The 14802-nt window shown below is 55.0% G+C and carries 17 protein-coding genes; 7 read left to right on the top strand and 10 right to left on the bottom strand.

The annotated features are described in order from the left end of the window. Positions 1 to 170 precede the first annotated feature (170 nt). Complete coding sequence (locus HK24_RS05890; RefSeq protein WP_086633699.1) at positions 171 to 1100, bottom strand: LysR family transcriptional regulator; 930 nt, start codon at positions 1098 to 1100, stop codon at positions 171 to 173. Positions 1101 to 1177: 77 nt separating this feature from the next. Between HK24_RS05890 and HK24_RS05885 the strand changes: the two genes are divergently transcribed. Then, positions 1178 to 2122: an MBL fold metallo-hydrolase gene (locus HK24_RS05885; protein WP_086633698.1), complete on the top strand. Its 945-nt coding sequence runs from the start codon at positions 1178 to 1180 to the stop codon at positions 2120 to 2122. Next, entirely contained in the window at positions 2119 to 3084 is a 966-nt protein-coding gene (locus HK24_RS05880; protein ID WP_086633697.1) for an alpha/beta hydrolase, read from the top strand. Before HK24_RS05885 ends, HK24_RS05880 begins: the two co-directional genes overlap by 4 nt. A 134-nt stretch (positions 3085 to 3218) precedes the next feature. Here HK24_RS05880 and HK24_RS05875 read toward each other — a convergent pair whose 3' ends face one another. Continuing rightward, a complete protein-coding gene (locus HK24_RS05875) occupies positions 3219 to 4172 on the bottom strand; it encodes a GlxA family transcriptional regulator (RefSeq protein WP_086633696.1) in 954 nt (317 codons plus the stop codon). A gap of 107 nt (positions 4173 to 4279) precedes the next feature. Between HK24_RS05875 and HK24_RS05870 the strand changes: the two genes are divergently transcribed. After that, positions 4280 to 4744, top strand: coding sequence for a nuclear transport factor 2 family protein (locus HK24_RS05870; RefSeq protein ID WP_086633695.1), 465 nt, complete (start codon positions 4280 to 4282; stop codon positions 4742 to 4744). A gap of 18 nt (positions 4745 to 4762) precedes the next feature. On the opposite strand, the gene HK24_RS05865 is transcribed toward HK24_RS05870, so the two are convergent. The 4 genes from HK24_RS05865 to HK24_RS05850 form a co-directional block, all read right to left on the bottom strand. After that, a complete protein-coding gene (locus HK24_RS05865) occupies positions 4763 to 5653 on the bottom strand; it encodes an aldo/keto reductase (RefSeq protein WP_086633701.1) in 891 nt (296 codons plus the stop codon). Positions 5654 to 5667: 14 nt separating this feature from the next. Further along, complete coding sequence (locus HK24_RS05860; RefSeq protein ID WP_086633694.1) at positions 5668 to 6120, bottom strand: SRPBCC family protein; 453 nt, start codon at positions 6118 to 6120, stop codon at positions 5668 to 5670. 31 nt (positions 6121 to 6151) lie between these two features. Beyond that, positions 6152 to 6913 (bottom strand): SDR family NAD(P)-dependent oxidoreductase, encoded by a 762-nt coding sequence (locus HK24_RS05855; RefSeq protein WP_086633693.1) that lies wholly within the window; start codon positions 6911 to 6913, stop codon positions 6152 to 6154. Positions 6914 to 7083: 170 nt separating this feature from the next. After that, positions 7084 to 7701: a TetR/AcrR family transcriptional regulator gene (locus HK24_RS05850; RefSeq protein WP_086633692.1), complete on the bottom strand. Its 618-nt coding sequence runs from the start codon at positions 7699 to 7701 to the stop codon at positions 7084 to 7086. 104 nt (positions 7702 to 7805) lie between these two features. Here HK24_RS05850 and HK24_RS05845 point away from each other — a divergent pair, with 104 nt between their 5' ends. Continuing rightward, positions 7806 to 9020 (top strand): MFS transporter, encoded by a 1215-nt coding sequence (locus HK24_RS05845; RefSeq protein ID WP_086633691.1) that lies wholly within the window; start codon positions 7806 to 7808, stop codon positions 9018 to 9020. Between the two features lie 37 nt (positions 9021 to 9057). Here HK24_RS05845 and HK24_RS05840 read toward each other — a convergent pair whose 3' ends face one another. Then, positions 9058 to 9951: an NAD(P)/FAD-dependent oxidoreductase gene (locus HK24_RS05840; RefSeq protein ID WP_086633690.1), complete on the bottom strand. Its 894-nt coding sequence runs from the start codon at positions 9949 to 9951 to the stop codon at positions 9058 to 9060. A gap of 134 nt (positions 9952 to 10085) precedes the next feature. On the opposite strand from HK24_RS05840, the gene HK24_RS05835 reads away from it, so the two are divergent. After that, positions 10086 to 10502, top strand: coding sequence for an Rrf2 family transcriptional regulator (locus HK24_RS05835; protein WP_233126135.1), 417 nt, complete (start codon positions 10086 to 10088; stop codon positions 10500 to 10502). 122 nt (positions 10503 to 10624) lie between these two features. Here HK24_RS05835 and HK24_RS05830 read toward each other — a convergent pair whose 3' ends face one another. Continuing rightward, complete coding sequence (locus HK24_RS05830) at positions 10625 to 11518, bottom strand: LysR family transcriptional regulator (protein ID WP_255376435.1); 894 nt, start codon at positions 11516 to 11518, stop codon at positions 10625 to 10627. 149 nt (positions 11519 to 11667) lie between these two features. On the opposite strand from HK24_RS05830, the gene HK24_RS05825 reads away from it, so the two are divergent. Both HK24_RS05825 and HK24_RS05820 read left to right on the top strand, forming a co-directional pair. After that, positions 11668 to 12294: a glutathione S-transferase family protein gene (locus tag HK24_RS05825; RefSeq protein ID WP_086633688.1), complete on the top strand. Its 627-nt coding sequence runs from the start codon at positions 11668 to 11670 to the stop codon at positions 12292 to 12294. Next, on the top strand, positions 12291 to 12698 hold the full coding sequence (locus tag HK24_RS05820; RefSeq protein WP_086633687.1) for a VOC family protein: 408 nt from the start codon (positions 12291 to 12293) through the stop codon (positions 12696 to 12698). Before HK24_RS05825 ends, HK24_RS05820 begins: the two co-directional genes overlap by 4 nt. Before the next feature lie 235 nt (positions 12699 to 12933). Here HK24_RS05820 and HK24_RS05815 read toward each other — a convergent pair whose 3' ends face one another. After that, positions 12934 to 14103 carry an MFS transporter gene (locus HK24_RS05815; protein WP_233126134.1) on the bottom strand — a complete coding sequence of 390 codons (1170 nt, stop codon included), beginning with the start codon at positions 14101 to 14103 and terminating at the stop codon, positions 12934 to 12936. A 37-nt stretch (positions 14104 to 14140) separates the two neighbouring features. Then, positions 14141 to 14746: a nitroreductase family protein gene (locus tag HK24_RS05810; protein ID WP_198942069.1), complete on the bottom strand. Its 606-nt coding sequence runs from the start codon at positions 14744 to 14746 to the stop codon at positions 14141 to 14143. Positions 14747 to 14802 lie beyond the last annotated feature (56 nt).

Raw genomic sequence — 14802 nt, 5'->3', positions numbered from 1 at the left:
ACTCCAATCAACGCAAGGAAAATGGAATCACAGAGCAGACCTCAATACCAGAGGGTTTTTCGAACCCTCCAAGTCGTCATGACTCCTCGTGCTTTGGGGAAGCTATGACAGCCTATCTTTTTCTGGGGAGATTTATCTGTCTTAGCTATTTTGAGCGCCCATTAAAAATCTCATTTTACATAGCTACCCAATAGTGATGCGACAGCATCGCGCAGCCATACTGCGGCAGGATCACGATCACTCCGGGCTGACCAGATCATCGATACTGCCGGGATACGCAGGTCCAGTGGAACGGGATGGATTGCCAAACCGAAATGCGCGGCATGCTGCTGAGCGATCCGGCTGGGAAGCGTAGCCAGAACGGGTGCGGCCGCTGCGGCAGCAAGTGCCGTCAGAAAATCTGATGCAGCGAGAACCACGTTGAGTTCCTGACCAATCTGCATCAGTGCGTCTGACAGGCATCCCTGGATGTCATCTTTCAGCGTCATGAGAACATGGGGCAATGCAAGATAACGCTCAACCGTGATTGGAGCATCCGGATCGATCAGCTTCGGGTTGAAGCAGCAGACGAGAGACTGCTCATACAACGATACCCCACAATGGCGTTCCAAACTGTAATCGAAACACCCCACTGCAATATCCAGCGCGCCCGTATCCAGTAATGTATAGACCTCACTCCGAGGAGATCCACGTGACAGCAGTCGTATTCCAGGTGCATGCCGTTGCAAATAGGCCGTCAGTTTAGGCATCAGAAAGACTTCAAGTTCGGACGAAAAGCCGAAACGAAAGATGCGCTGTTCCGTCGCAGGATCAAATTGTTCCTCAGACATCAGGATGTGCTGAGCCTGCCTCAACAACTTCGAGACATGTGACGCCATGGTTGACGCTTTGGCGGTCGGCTGCATGACAGCACCGGTTCTGACGAGCACATCATCGCCCAGTAACATTCGGAGGGTGGCGAGTGCATGGCTCATTGCGGGTTGTTGAATGCGAAGGCGTCGTGCCGCCTTTGTGACGCTACGTTCTGAAACGAGGGCGTCGAAAGCAATCAGAAGATTGAGATCGAAGGAACGAAGATTGAAATGATCGATGGGTTTCATATATCAAATCGATTTGTGTGATGTTTGCGCGCACCCTAACGTCTGATGCGACGTAAAACAATCGCATTGAGTCAATCATGGCAGCAGCATTTCAAGTGGGCGACGCCCGTGTCACGCGTATTCCCGAACTTCACTGGGATAACGCGCGCCCCCACAAACTGTATCCGGATATCGACGCCGAGGCACTTGCAATATTCGGTCCGTATTTGACGCCAGGATCATTTAACCCCGTGACCGGTGGGCTCGCGCAAGGAACATATGCATGGCTTGTTCAGGTTGCTGGTCTCAATATCTTGGTTGATACTGCCACGGGCAACGATAAGCCATTACCTGCCGCACCGGCACTGGATCATCTGCATACACCGTTTCTCGAACATCTCGTGGCAGCAGGAGTACAGCCGGAGCAGGTTGATGTCGTCTTGCATACGCATATTCATGCCGATCATGTTGGATGGAATACGCGTTTGCACAACGGAAAATGGGTGCCGACCTTTCCGAAGGCCCGTCATGTTTTCTCAGTGATTGAGGCCCGATACGGCGCCAGCAATGACGGTATTGACCCTGCTCCAGACCTGCCTCCAGAGATCTTAGGATGCCCGGACCATCGCCCACTCCCACGTGTCTATACAGACAGCATGCTCCCCGTTATCGAAGCCGGGCTGGGAGAGGCGATTACCATCGACGGTCAAGAGGTTCTTGCGGGTTTCTCCTTTCATCCTACTCCCGGTCATAGCATCGATCATGCCTCGATCCGGTTGCGGTCAGATGGTGAAGAGGCGTGGTTTACAGGAGATGTCATGCACCATCCTCTGCAGGTTTATCGTCCGGATCTGCGGACCGTTTACTGCGAATTCGTTCAGCCTGCCGAGTGTTCGCGGCGGTGGTTTCTTAGAGAAGCGGCGGAAAGCGGGAGTCTCTGCTTTACCAGTCATTTCGCTGAAACGGGTGCCGGATATGTAAGGCGTCGTCCAGCAGGATTTGCATGGGAATTTGCGCAACCAAATGTAGGAGACGCCAGATGACAAATCTGCTTATGGAAAACCTGTTCATCCCGGGTGATACGGCCGATATCTCGCTTCATCTGCGCCATAAACGACGTGCAGACATCCAGATATTTGGTTCACTGCGCACTATCTTGCTGATGCATGGCGCGACACTGCCGGCAGAAAGTCTTTTCGATGTGCCTGTCGGGGAGGGCGCATTCATGGATCTCCTCGCTCAGGAAGGGTTCGATGTTTATGCGCTCAACGTACGGGGTTTCGGAGGATCAACGCGTCCTGATGGAATGAGAGGTGCACCTGAAGCTGCCCTGCCTCAGGTCAGGACCGAAACAGCAGTACGCGATCTGAGTACTGCTGTTGACTATCTTCTCGTAACGCTTGCCATCCCACGTCTTTGCCTGATCGGAATGTCCTGGGGTGGCACGGTTACCGGCGCATATACGGCTGCTCACAATGACAAGGTGGAGAAATTAACGCTGATTGCACCGCAATGGATCAATGACGGGGTTTCTCGTCTGGATCCTGGTGGTCCTGTACTTGCTTATCGACGCTTTAAAGTTCAGGCATTTCGCCAGCGCTGGCTTGAAGGCGCACCTGAGCAGAAACGCGAAGAGATTCTGCCAGCAGGATGGTTTGAACAGTGGGTCGCAGTTATTCTTGCGAGCGATCCCGCAGAGCAGGGTGGAGTGATCCGGGCACCTGCGGGTGTGATTCAGGATGTCCGTGACTACTGGTCCGTAGGGAAGGCGTTTTACAGTCCCGAAAAGATCACGGTCCCGGTTCTTTTGCTTCATGCTGAGTGGGATTTAGACGTAACCACTCAGCAGATGGGGAATCTGTTTTCACGTTTTTTCAACGCATCGTATCGTCGCTGGATAGAGATTGGGGAAGGAACGCATATGGTGGTTATGGAAAGGAACCGATGGCAGGTTCTTGAAGAAATTCTGCTCTTCCTGCGGACTGCCCCTCATTCAAAGGGTTAAATTCTAGGAAGTGTCCTGATCTGCCGCGTGTTTGACCTGTTCTAGCGGGATAGACGCGATCCATCATTGAAGTGGACCTCATCGGGATTGCTTGCAAAATGAACCGCCTTCTCGTCCAGGAAAAATGAGCACTCTCAGGTCGTCTTGGCAGTGGCATTTCGCCTGATAGCCTGAGGCGGCTGATGGAACTCACGTAAGAAGGCACGTCGCATCCGTTCGGGATCATGAAAGCCCGTCATGACGGCGATGGCTTCAATGGGGAGGGTGGATCTTTCCATTCGTTCCCGCGCGGTTTCCAGACGCAGTTTCTCGACCGCTCTGGCGGGACTCATTCCCACGGCTACTCGAAAACTGCGAGAAAAATTGCGGGGGCTCATGCCGGCCTGACTTGCAAGAACGTCTACGGTCAGGCGCTGTTCCAGGTCGGACCGGATCCATCCCAACAGTTCGGCAAAGCGTTCCTGAGGGCTCGTCATCTCGAGGAGTGCCGAGAACTGAGACTGTCCTCCGGGACGGTGATAGAACACCACCATTTGCTGCGCCGTACGACGGGCAATCTCGGCCCCAAGATCTTCGGTAATCAACGCCAGCGCCATGTCGATGCCAGCGCTGATCCCCGCAGATGTCCAAACCGGGCCATTATGAAGATGAATGGCATCTGCCGAAACCCGGATTTTAGGGAACTGTGCTGCCATGGCCGAAGCCTGTTGCCAGTGTGTCGTCACACGACGACCATCAAGCATGCCAGCTTCTGCTAGCAGGAAAGCACCTGTACACACACTGCAGATACGTCGCGCAGTTCTGGCCTGATGCCTTATAAAATCCAGTAATTCTGGGCAGCTCATAGCCTGCCTGTGGCCTTCGCCTCCGACAACGATAAGCGTATCGAACGACCGTGCCGCCGCGAGCGGAACAGTCTCGATCGTCATCCCGGAAGACGACCGGACCAGACCACCATGGTGGGACAGGGGCGTCATCTCATACGGCGCGCCCCCAAATCCTCCGGCAATCTCGAAGGCTGCCGTCACTCCGGCAGCGTCGAGTAACTGGAAGTCTGGATAGAGAAGAATACCGATCTGTTTGGTCATGGCCTGAAATGAGAGATCATTGTCCTTTCGTCAATGCTCTTTTGGAAAACACTGACAGGTCTCGGATCAACTCGTGATCCGTCCCCGAACCAGAGGCGGAATTCCCAATATCCCGACCCCCGTTGCCTCCCTTCAATGCTGAAACCGCTGCTCAGAAAGTCCGTCTCGCGGAAGATGCCTGGAATGGCCAGGATCCTGAAACGGTGGCGCAGGCCTATACGACCGATAGCCAGTGGCGCAATCGCCTGGAATTCATCCACGGACGCGAGGACATCGTGGCGTTCCTGACGCGCAAATGGGAGCGCGAGCAGGAATACCGCCTTATCAAGGAACTCTGGGCTTTTCAGGATAACCGGATCGCGGTCCGCTTTGCTTATGAGTGGCAGGATCAGGCCGGACAGTGGTTTAGGTCCCATGGGAACGAGAACTGGGAGTTCGATGAAAACGGGTTGATGCGTTACCGCGCAGCGTCAATCAACGACCAACCCATTTCGGCGACCGACCGCCTGTTCCGGTGGCCTAAGGGACGGCGTCCGGACAGTCACCCCGGTCTTTCGACACTGGGGTTGTAACTGTCCGGACGCGTTTCCTTAAGGCGTTGACTGGAATGCCTTGCGGCCTTCTGCGTCCAGCGCCGCGAAGTCTTCATCGGACAGTGTGATATCGGCAGCCGCGACATTCTGTTCCAGATGGGCGACCTTGGACGTGCCGGGGATCGGAAGCATCGCCTTGCTGCGCATCAGGACCCAGGCAAGAGCAATCTGGCTTGGATGCGAGCCGTATTTCTTCGCTATCGTGTCCAATATGGATCCCGGCCTGGCGAGGTCGCCGGCGGCGAGAGGGAACCACGGGATGAACCCGATGTTCTGCTGCGTGCAGTAGTCGAGTACGTCCTCGCTGGTGCGATCGACGAGATTGTAGCGGTTCTGGACGGTCGCGACGTCGAAGAATTTCGATGCTGTTTTGATGTGGTCGACGGAGACCTCGCTCAGTCCGGCATGACGGATCAGTTTCTGATCAATGAAAGAGCGGACCGCGTCGAACTGTTCGTCTGCCGGGACTCTGGGATCGATCCGGTGGAGTTGCCACAGATCGATCTGCTCGACGCCGAGGTTACGCAGACTTTTGTGCACTTGCTGCAATAGATATTCCGGCCGTCCGACCGGTTTCCAGATGTCGGGGCCGGAGCGGGTGAGGCCGCCTTTCGTCGCGATGACCAAGCCTTTGGGATAGGGATGCAGAGCTTCCCTGATCAGCCATTCGGAGACGTCCGGACCATAGGAGTCCGCCGTGTCGATGAAATTGACGCCGAGTTCTGGGAGGCGCTTCAGTGTGCGGATGGCTTCGTCGTGATCGGCAGGCGGCCCCCATATACCCTGGCCAGTGATGCGCATCGCACCGAAACCAAGCCGGTTGATGCCGAGATCGCCGCCAAGCCTGAATGTGCCTGATCGCAAAGCGTTAGAGGGGGACTGGATCATGGGTTCAGGTTCCTTCATGACAATGTCGTCTCTGAGGCCAGTATCTCGGCCAATCTGTCGAAAGCTGGCTGGTAGATCTGTGTCGGCATCCGGGCCTCCATACTGGCGGCATGTTCGACTGGGGCTTCGAACTGCCCCCGCCATTGGATGAACGTGTGGTCGCTCTTCGTTATGGGAAGAAGGCTGATGGTAGAGCGATAGTTCCTGACCGGCAGGGCTGATTCAACGATCGAGAACGTGACCGCGTGATCCACGTCGGAGAGTGCCAGAAGCTGTTCGCGGATGAGTCCGACATCCCCCATCTCAACTAGGCGAATTGCGCCGACGCGGTCAGCGGATTCATTGCCTTCGATCACGCAGCTTTTGACGCCCGGCAACCAACGTCCAAGGGCGCCGAAATTACGGACCAACCGCCAGACAGAGGGAAGGGATGCAGGAATGACACTGCTGGCCATAACGTGGATCATGAGGCCTCTCCCGGTTGTGAATGTCTGAGTGTCATAGCGATTGGCCTCCCGTCACCTCAATGCGTTGGCCATTCACCCAGCGCATATCGTCAGACAGAAGGGCACGGATGGCGGCACCAATGTCATCGGGCTGTCCGACCCGCCCCAGAGGCGTGATCTCTGCAAGGCTTCTGTTAATCGTGGCATCGTCACGGACCAGACCACCGCCGAAATCCGAGGCGATCGCACCAGGGGCGACGGCATTGACGGTGATGTCCCGCTCTCCCAGTTCTTTCGCCATGTAGAGCGAGATGACTTCGGTAGCGGCTTTCATGGCTGAATAAGGTCCATGATCCGTCAGGTAGAAACGGGTCGCGGCAGAGGTGATGTTGAGAATACGACCGCCGTCCCGGATCAGGGGCAGGAGGGCCACCGTCAGAAGATAGGGGCCTTTGAAATGGATGTTGTACTGGTTATCGAGTTGTTCAGCTGTCGCAGCATCAAAGCGGGTGTGAATGATATTGCCCGCATTCTGGACTACATAATTCAGCCTCTGTTGGCCGAATTCGCGCTCGAGAATTGCTCTGACTTGCCCGGAAAAATCCGCGAACGATTCATGGTCCACGATATCCAGCTTCAGCATGCGCAGTTTTGCGTTCTCGCTGACGAGGGCTGCTTCGGCAGCGTTCGCCTCGTCTTCGTTGGAGTGATAGGTCCCGATCACGTTGATGCCCGAGGCAATCAGATGTTTCGCGATACTGTATCCGATGCCGCGATTGGCACCCGTGATGAATGCGATGTCCTGTTTGCTCATAACCGGATTCCTTGGCCGAGACACGGCGATTTGTTCCGGAATTTAATTCCGTACTGGATGGTCCATAATATGTGCGTAAAACGGGGTCAAGGAATTATGGAGTGTTCGATATAGAATTGACGGCTTAAGGCTTTGCCTGTTGCAGGCTCATCAATATCTGGCAGACCGTTTCACGGCGTGGTGAGCACCGCGTTGGCATCCCATAAGGTCAGAAGCGAGGTGATGGCGATATCCAGATGTGTTGACGTCACCCCGTCCCGCGCTTCGCATGTCATGCCATGGAAAAATGTCGCGAAAATATCGGGCAGGGCCGCTGTTGTTGCACAATCGCGCAGTTCGCCGTGGGCAAGCGCGCGTTCCACGCAGACCCGGATTCCGGCCCGCGTCCGCTGGCGCTCTGTAGCGAGAAGGGCCTGAACGGCTTCGTTTTCGGGCGAACAGTTACTGGCGCCCGATACGACCAGACAGCCACAGGGATGCGTCCGGGAAGCCTGCATGCGCGCCGAACCGCGCAAAGCCCGTTCAATCGCATCCCGCGGTGTCAGGTTTTCGTCCCATAAGGGCGCCATCACCTGCCCATAGGTCGCCAGATAATGCTGCACCACTTCGCGAAACAGGGCTTCCTTCGAGCCGAACGCGGCATAAAAACTTGCCGGCGAAATATTGCCCATGCAGGATTTGAGCTGTGTCAGGGAGGTCGGTTCGTAGCCCTGCGCCCAGAAAAGCGTCATGGCGGCATTGAGTGCTTTGTCCCTGTCAAACTCCCGGGGACGCCCTGTTCGCGCCATGGTATTGCTCCTTTTGAAAGACTTTCATATTAAGTGATCCAGAAATAATTGCCAAGAATTTACACTCTCATATATAGATCATTCGATCCATATATGAGAGCCGTATGACCTCCAAAACGATACCCCTTTGCAGAAGTCCCGACGACAGATTACCTATGGTCGGCTTACTCGCCTTGGCGATGACTGGCTTCATCTGCATCATGACCGAAACTCTTCCTGCAGGTTTGCTGCCTGAGATCGGGGCTGGGCTGCATGTTTCCCCCGCCTTGGCAGGGCAGATGGTCACGGCTTACGCTCTGGGCTCCCTGAGTGCTGCGATTCCGCTAACATTGGCCACACAGCGATGGCGGCGAAGGCGGGTTCTGTTATTGGCGATCATTGGTTTTGTAGTTTTCAACTCCGTCACAGCATTCTCGACGGATTATGACCTGACCCTTGTGGCGCGATATGGCGCGGGTGCAGCGGCAGGGCTCGCCTGGGCCCTGCTGGCAGGCTATGCACGCAGAATTGTGATACCCGCCCGGCAAGGACGTGCTCTGGCTATCGCCATGGTTGGCACGCCGATCGCGCTTTCTGTGGGTGTTCCGGCGGGCACTTGGCTGGGCGCGGCTGTGGGATGGAGACTGGCCTTCTGGATTATGTCGGGTGCCAGCGTGCTGTTAATTGTCTGGGTTCTGGCGAAGGTTCCTGATTTTCCAGGCCTGGCACATCATGAGCGCCAGCCGTTCGGTCATGTCCTGCGAACACCGGGGGTGCGATCTGTTCTGGGCGTCGTGGTAACATGGATGCTCGCGCATAACGTTCTCTACACTTATATCGTACCGTTCATTGCACCGGCGGGACTGGCAGGAGAGGCGGACCGCATCCTCCTGCTTTTTGGTCTTTCTGCCCTTGCAGGCATCTGGCTCACCAGTTGTACGGTCGATCATGCCCTCCGGCTTTCTGTTCTGGTCAGTCTGGCAATATTCGCTGCTGTTGCAGGCGTTTTTGCAATTAGGTCAGCATCGCCTGCGGTGATTATGATTGGCGTTACGATATGGGGTCTGACTTTCGGAGGGGCCGCGACGTTGCTCCAGACGGCTCTGGCTGATGCAGCCGGGGAGGGCACAGATGTTGCATTATCGATGAATGTCGTCGTCTGGAACAGCGCCATAGCCGGCGGTGGCCTGTTGGGTGGTGTATTGCTGGAAACGTGGGGAGCTCTGTCATTCCCCTGGATTGTGATGGCACTCGCTGCTGTAAGCTTCCTGATCGCATGGCAAGCCCGCTCTTATGGGTTCCGACCTGGCCATCGGCTCGGGCATAGAAAAGAAAACTGAGCGTTCGATGCGGGCAGGGGATTGCGTTACCGTGTGATCACGCCCTGGCTAAAGATTGGTGCGCCGCTATCCCCGCCAGTACACCCGACGCTGCTGCGACCGTTGCATTATGCATCGGGTTAGCCGCATCTCCAGTTACATAGACCCCAGACACAGAGGTTGCGCCCCAAGTATCGACCTTGATGAACGGACCGGTAGGTCCGTTTTCCAGAATACAGCCCAGATCCTCGGCAATCGGGCTGGCAGGTCTGGTTTTCGGTACCGTGAACACAGCTGCGACTTCAATGAGCCGTCCATCCGCCAGCTTCACGGCATCCAAACCAGGAGCATCTCCGATGAGAGAAATGATTGGAGTACGTTCGATCACGACGCCGCGCTTGCTAAGTAACATTGCCTGCTCTGGATCCGGCTCGTAAATTCCCTGAGTGAAGTAAGTTGTTGGTCCCCAATCGGGTATTAATGTTGCCTGATGGATTGACATTGGGTTTGTGGCGATAATTCCAAGTTGATGATTGCGGATCTCATATCCGTGGCAGTAAGGGCAATGAAGAACGGTCTTGCCCCATCGTTCCGCTACACCAGGGATATCGGGCAAAGTATCGGAAACGCCAGTAGCGAGTATCAGTCGCTTCGTCTGAAATTTTGCTCCGTTGGCTAGAGACACAGTAAACGTCTTGCCATTCCGTGCCACCTTCTGCGCGTCGTTCTGCAAGATCTGCGCATTTGGATATCGCCGTAATTGTGCAGTGGCTTCACGCATAATGGTGTTCGGCGCTTTGCCGTCCTGGCCGAGGAAACCATGAGACGCGTCTGCGAAGCGGTTTCGCGGTAAGCCAGCATCGATCAGCAAAACGCTCATGCGAGCCCGTGCCAGCTGAATAGCTGCCGCTTGTCCGGCAAAGCTGCCGCCTATCACGATCACATCATACATGGTTAAATCCTATTCAACTTCATATGTAATGTCTGGAGTTACATATATGCATATCAGCTTTTTGCAACTCTTGATGTGACATGATAGAAGAGCATAAAGGGCAGGCGATGCAACTGGACGGGCGATTATCGAGAATGATGCATTTGCTGATCCATATGGATCGTGCGAATGGGCCCATCACCTCCGGTGAAGCAGCGGAAATGCTGCATACCAATCCGGTTGTTATTCGGCGTACGATGGCAGGCCTGCGGGATGTGGGGTTCGTTCGTTCCATCAAGGGGCATGCTGGCGGGTGGACGCTTCTGAAGCCGCTGGAAAGTATCTCGATGCTTGATGTCTACAAAGCCGTGGGGCAGCCGCGTATTTTCGCAATTGGCCTGGCCGACCCGGCGCCCGATTGCCTCGTCGAGCAGGCCGTAAATGCGTCAATGACGAGCGCACTCGAAAAAGCTGAGGCGCTTCTGATTGCTCAACTAGGCGAGGTTACTCTTGCAGCAATCGCCAAAGATTTTGACCGGCGCTTTTCTGCGTCTTGTGCGAACTCTCCCTGAACCAGGGTAGTCTGCCGCTTTAGAGCTCAAAAAGCTTTGCATTTACTCGATGGAATGAAGCTCAAACGTAAAGCCGCACAATGCATAAAAATGGTAGCGGCTGTTTGCACGGGACCCTTCTGCTATGTGGGGTGTGCTGTGAGAGACCTTTTTGCAATAAACCTGTCTTTCATCGCGGAAACAAACGTTCGAACATTTACGGACTGACGTTCTTTGGCAGGGAACAGGATGAAGACCGGAAGTACTGAGGCGGGGGTGTCAGTCAAAATTCTTCGAAGCTGCCCATTTTCAACAAATTGGTGAGTTTGGTAGGATAATGCCGTGACGATGCCTAGATCTTCGATGGCGGCTGTGAGAGCCGCATCGACACTGTTCACGAAAAGCCGGGGCGAGACTTTTATCGAAAAACCAGATTTCCCGCCCTGTCGCCACTCAGAATATCCCGCTGCATATTCATTAACCTCAATGAGGCTATGCGTTGCGAGATCCTCAAAGACCTGTGGCTCTCCGTGTTTCTTCAGATAAGCTGGGCTGGCAACAAAAATTTTCTGGACCTCTCCGATTTTCTGCATCTTCAGGGCGCTGTCTTGTGGAGGCGCAATCCGGATGGCGAGATCAACTCCTTCTTCCACAAGATGAACAACCCGGTCTGTCAAAAAAAGCCTGATGTTCAATTGCGGCCAGGCTTTTAAAAGTTCTGTGACAACGGGAAGGACGTGTACCCGTCCAAAAATAACGGGGGCGGTAATCGACAATACTCCCTGGGGGGCAGTCCTCGCACCTTGCGCTATAGCAATCGCACCATCTAGGTCGAAAATCGCTGCCCGACACCGAGCCAGAAACTCCACGCCTTCAGTGGTCAGATGTACAGAGCGGGTTGTACGGTTGAATAAGGAGATTCCGAGAGCTGTCTCGAGGCTTCTCACCGTCCGTGTTACCGTTGTTGCGGAAAGACCCAGCTTTCGGGATGCTCCGACAAAACTGGCGTGATCGGCCACGGCCATAAAGATCCGCAATGCCGGAAGGTCGATCAGATCTCTCTCCTGTAATCAACAAATTATAGCCACAAAACGCAATAATGAAGTGCGCTTTTGGCAGATTATCGCACGCTTTGTTGCGTGAGAAGACAACGTATCTGTTCAACCGTTTTTTTCGGGAGTGCTCCATGAAACTCTATTATCATCCCCTTTCGGGGCATGCGCATCGGGCGCACCTCTTTCTCTCTCTTGTCGGCCTGCCGCACGAATTGACGCTTGTCGACCTTGCTGCGGGTGAGCAGAGAACTCCGGAATTTTTAAGGCTGAACGCTTTTGGAGAAATTCCCGTTCTAGATGATGACGGGACCATCATTGCGGATTCCAATGCCATCCTTGTTTATGTCGCGCGAAAAATGGGGCCATCTCATTGGCTGCCAGAGGACCTAGTAACAGAGGCGGAAATTCAACGCTGGCTGTCTGTTGCGGCAGGAAAAATCACATATGGATGCTGTGCTGCGCGTCTTGTGACAGTCTTTGGAGCCCCCTTCAATCCGGAAGAGGTCATCCAGCGTGCTCACGACACACTCAAAGTGATCGAGCAAACCTTGCTGGGCCGGACCTGGATCGCAGGAACCAAAGAACCGACAATCGCGGATGTCGCGCTTTACAGTTATGTTGCGAGAGCTCCGGAAGGAAATGTTGATCTATCAGAATACAAGGCCATTGGTAGATGGTTGCAGCGCACGGAAAGCCTGGAGAGGTTTGTTCCATTCGCGAATATTGTAGCGGATTTGAAAACAGGAGAGGCGCAATGAACTTTGCTCATCTGAGTCTAGATCATGTAGGCATTCGTGTGACGGATCTCGCCGTTTCCGAACGGTTTTATGCCAAATTTGGCTTCATCCGTGATCCAGAAGAATACGCTCCAGCGGTGAAAGCCTGTGGTCTACATCACCCATCCGGGCTTCGTCTTCATCTTATTTTTAATGGTGTGTCAGACCCGGCTGGTAATGTTCTGATGGATGTTCCTGTCAAATATCCAGGATACACACATGCGGCATTTATTATCGAAAGTATGGTAGATTTTGTTCCCTGGCTGGAACAGGAACGGATTACGATCACAGAAGGCCCAGTGCATATGGGGCACGACAGACGCGTCGTCTGTTTTATTCGTGATCCAGACGGGAACGTTTTGGAATTTAACGAAATTCTCCAGTAATTTGTATTTCTGGAACTCTGAATTTGATAGCCGAACGAGAACACCGATAATAAAATTCAGTCGATATCACTTAGATCGAGTACTGCCAAGGTAGATTGTTCGACGCGTACGCTGAACGAATGAATCAAGAAGGTCGACGCCGGTAAGCAGACTAGTCTTGAATTTCTATCTATTCGTACATTTTAAATCATATCAGGGACGGAGAGAATGGAGCAGGGTTCATGAGGCGGCATGCCTACCATTCGTGGCGGCAAAGAGCGCGAGGGAGGCGAGGCACATGAGCGTTCCTGCGATCGCAAAGCTCCACCAACCTGCAATGCTGTAGAGTGCGGCCCCGCAAGACGATCCGAGCGCACCGCAGACGAACACACCGCCCATATAAGCAGCATTCAGGCGTCCGCGCGCAGTGTCGTTGAGACTGTAGACCACGCGCTGGCTGATGACCTGGTTGGTTTGCACCCCACCATCCAGCAGCAGCGCAAGTACCGCGAGGACGATAATCCAACCTGCAGCGACGGCCCAGCCCGAGGTGAGAGACGTTGCGCCTACGAGTGCGATTGCGCTCAGTGTCGCCAGACGGGTCAGTCCGGCGTCCTGCGAGAGGAGCGGCCAGTGCGCCGCCTGCTCCCGCGAGTGCGAAGAGGGCAATCTTGCTCTGGCTAAAGCCGAACTGGGCATGAAGCAAAAGCGGAATGGCGGTCCGGAACATGTTGAAGACAGCGAAGACGAGACCATGACAGGCGATGCGAACCCTTAACGTCCTGTATTGGACCAGAAGATGTATGATCGACCGCAGGAGGCTTCCGTAAGACATGCGACGGGTTGGGGCCTGAACGGGCAGAACGCGCGCCAGCCCAAGACCCGCGAGCATCATGACGACAGCAGAGACCCAGAACACGGCTCGCCAGCCGAACGCGGCCGCCATAGCGTTTGCGACGGGCCGCGAGAGCATGATCCCCGACAGCAGCCCGCCCATGATATTACCGGTCATTCTACCACGTTGACCGGGTTCCACGAAATGCGTGGCGAGCGGCAGCAGGATCTGCGATCCAACGGAACACAGGCCGATGGAGATGGAAAACAGCATGAATGTCGCGACTGAGGTGCTGAGCGCCGCGCCGATCAGGCTGACGATGAGCCCGGCAATCGTCAGGAGAATAAGACGGCGGTTTTCGGACTGGTCGCAGAGCGGCACGATCAGGACCAACCCAGCCCCGTAGCCGAGTTGGGTCAGCGTGACGATACTTCCCGCCCATGTGGAGGAAATGGCCAGTGCGCTCGTGCTGGGGCCGATCAGGGCCTGCGCGTAGTAGATGTTCGCGACCGTCAGGCCGCACACCCCGGCGAACAGTCCGGTTATCGCCGGTGTCAGACGGAATGTCGTGTGAGCGGTAGCGTTTGTCACGGGCAGCTTTCTAGTAACTTTAGACCGGGGTAATGGCTCAGAACGTATTTCTGAAAATAATCTCGTTCGTCGGAAGGATGCCGCCCGTCGGGTGAGGAGCCTTGGCGCATTTGCCGACCGCGACGAACATGACGATTTCATGGTCCGTGGGAAGATTGATGAGCTTACCCACCGCGTCGAAGTCGAAACCGTCCATCGGGCATGTGCCGTAGCCCATGCTTTCGGCCTGAAGCATGATGGCCGCCGCTGCCATGCCGCATGAGCGCATGCCTTCGTCGCGCTGGACCTGTTCGCGTCCACGATAATACTGATCGATCGCGCCGGTCATGAATTGCTGCACTTCGGTGGAGGCGTTTTCCCAGTAGCGCGTGGTAGATTTCTCCCACGCCTTGATGTCAGCGCAGAGAACCAGAAGCACGGAAGAGTCGGTAACCTGAGCTTGATCCCATGAGACGGCGCGGATCTTGGCGCGTAGTTCTGGATCGGTCACGGCGACGAAGCGCCAGTTTTGGATGTTGAACGCCGTTGGCATACGGCGGGCGAGACCGAGCAGTGTCTCGAGTTCAGCGTCCGTCATGCGGTGGTCGGGGTCGAAGACTTTGGTGGCGCGGCGTTGCAGAATGGCACTAGCTCGTGTTGACAAAAGACCTAATCCAGAGCCTTGCTGCGGCGATATTGAGGAAACTCATGAAGGACAAG

The sequence above is a fragment of the Gluconobacter sp. DsW_058 genome (assembly GCF_002153615.1).
In the GTDB taxonomy this organism is placed as follows: Bacteria; Pseudomonadota; Alphaproteobacteria; order Acetobacterales; family Acetobacteraceae; genus Gluconobacter; species Gluconobacter cerinus.
The sequence above is the reverse complement of the archived record's forward strand: the minus strand, read 5'-3'. Positions and strand labels throughout refer to the sequence as shown.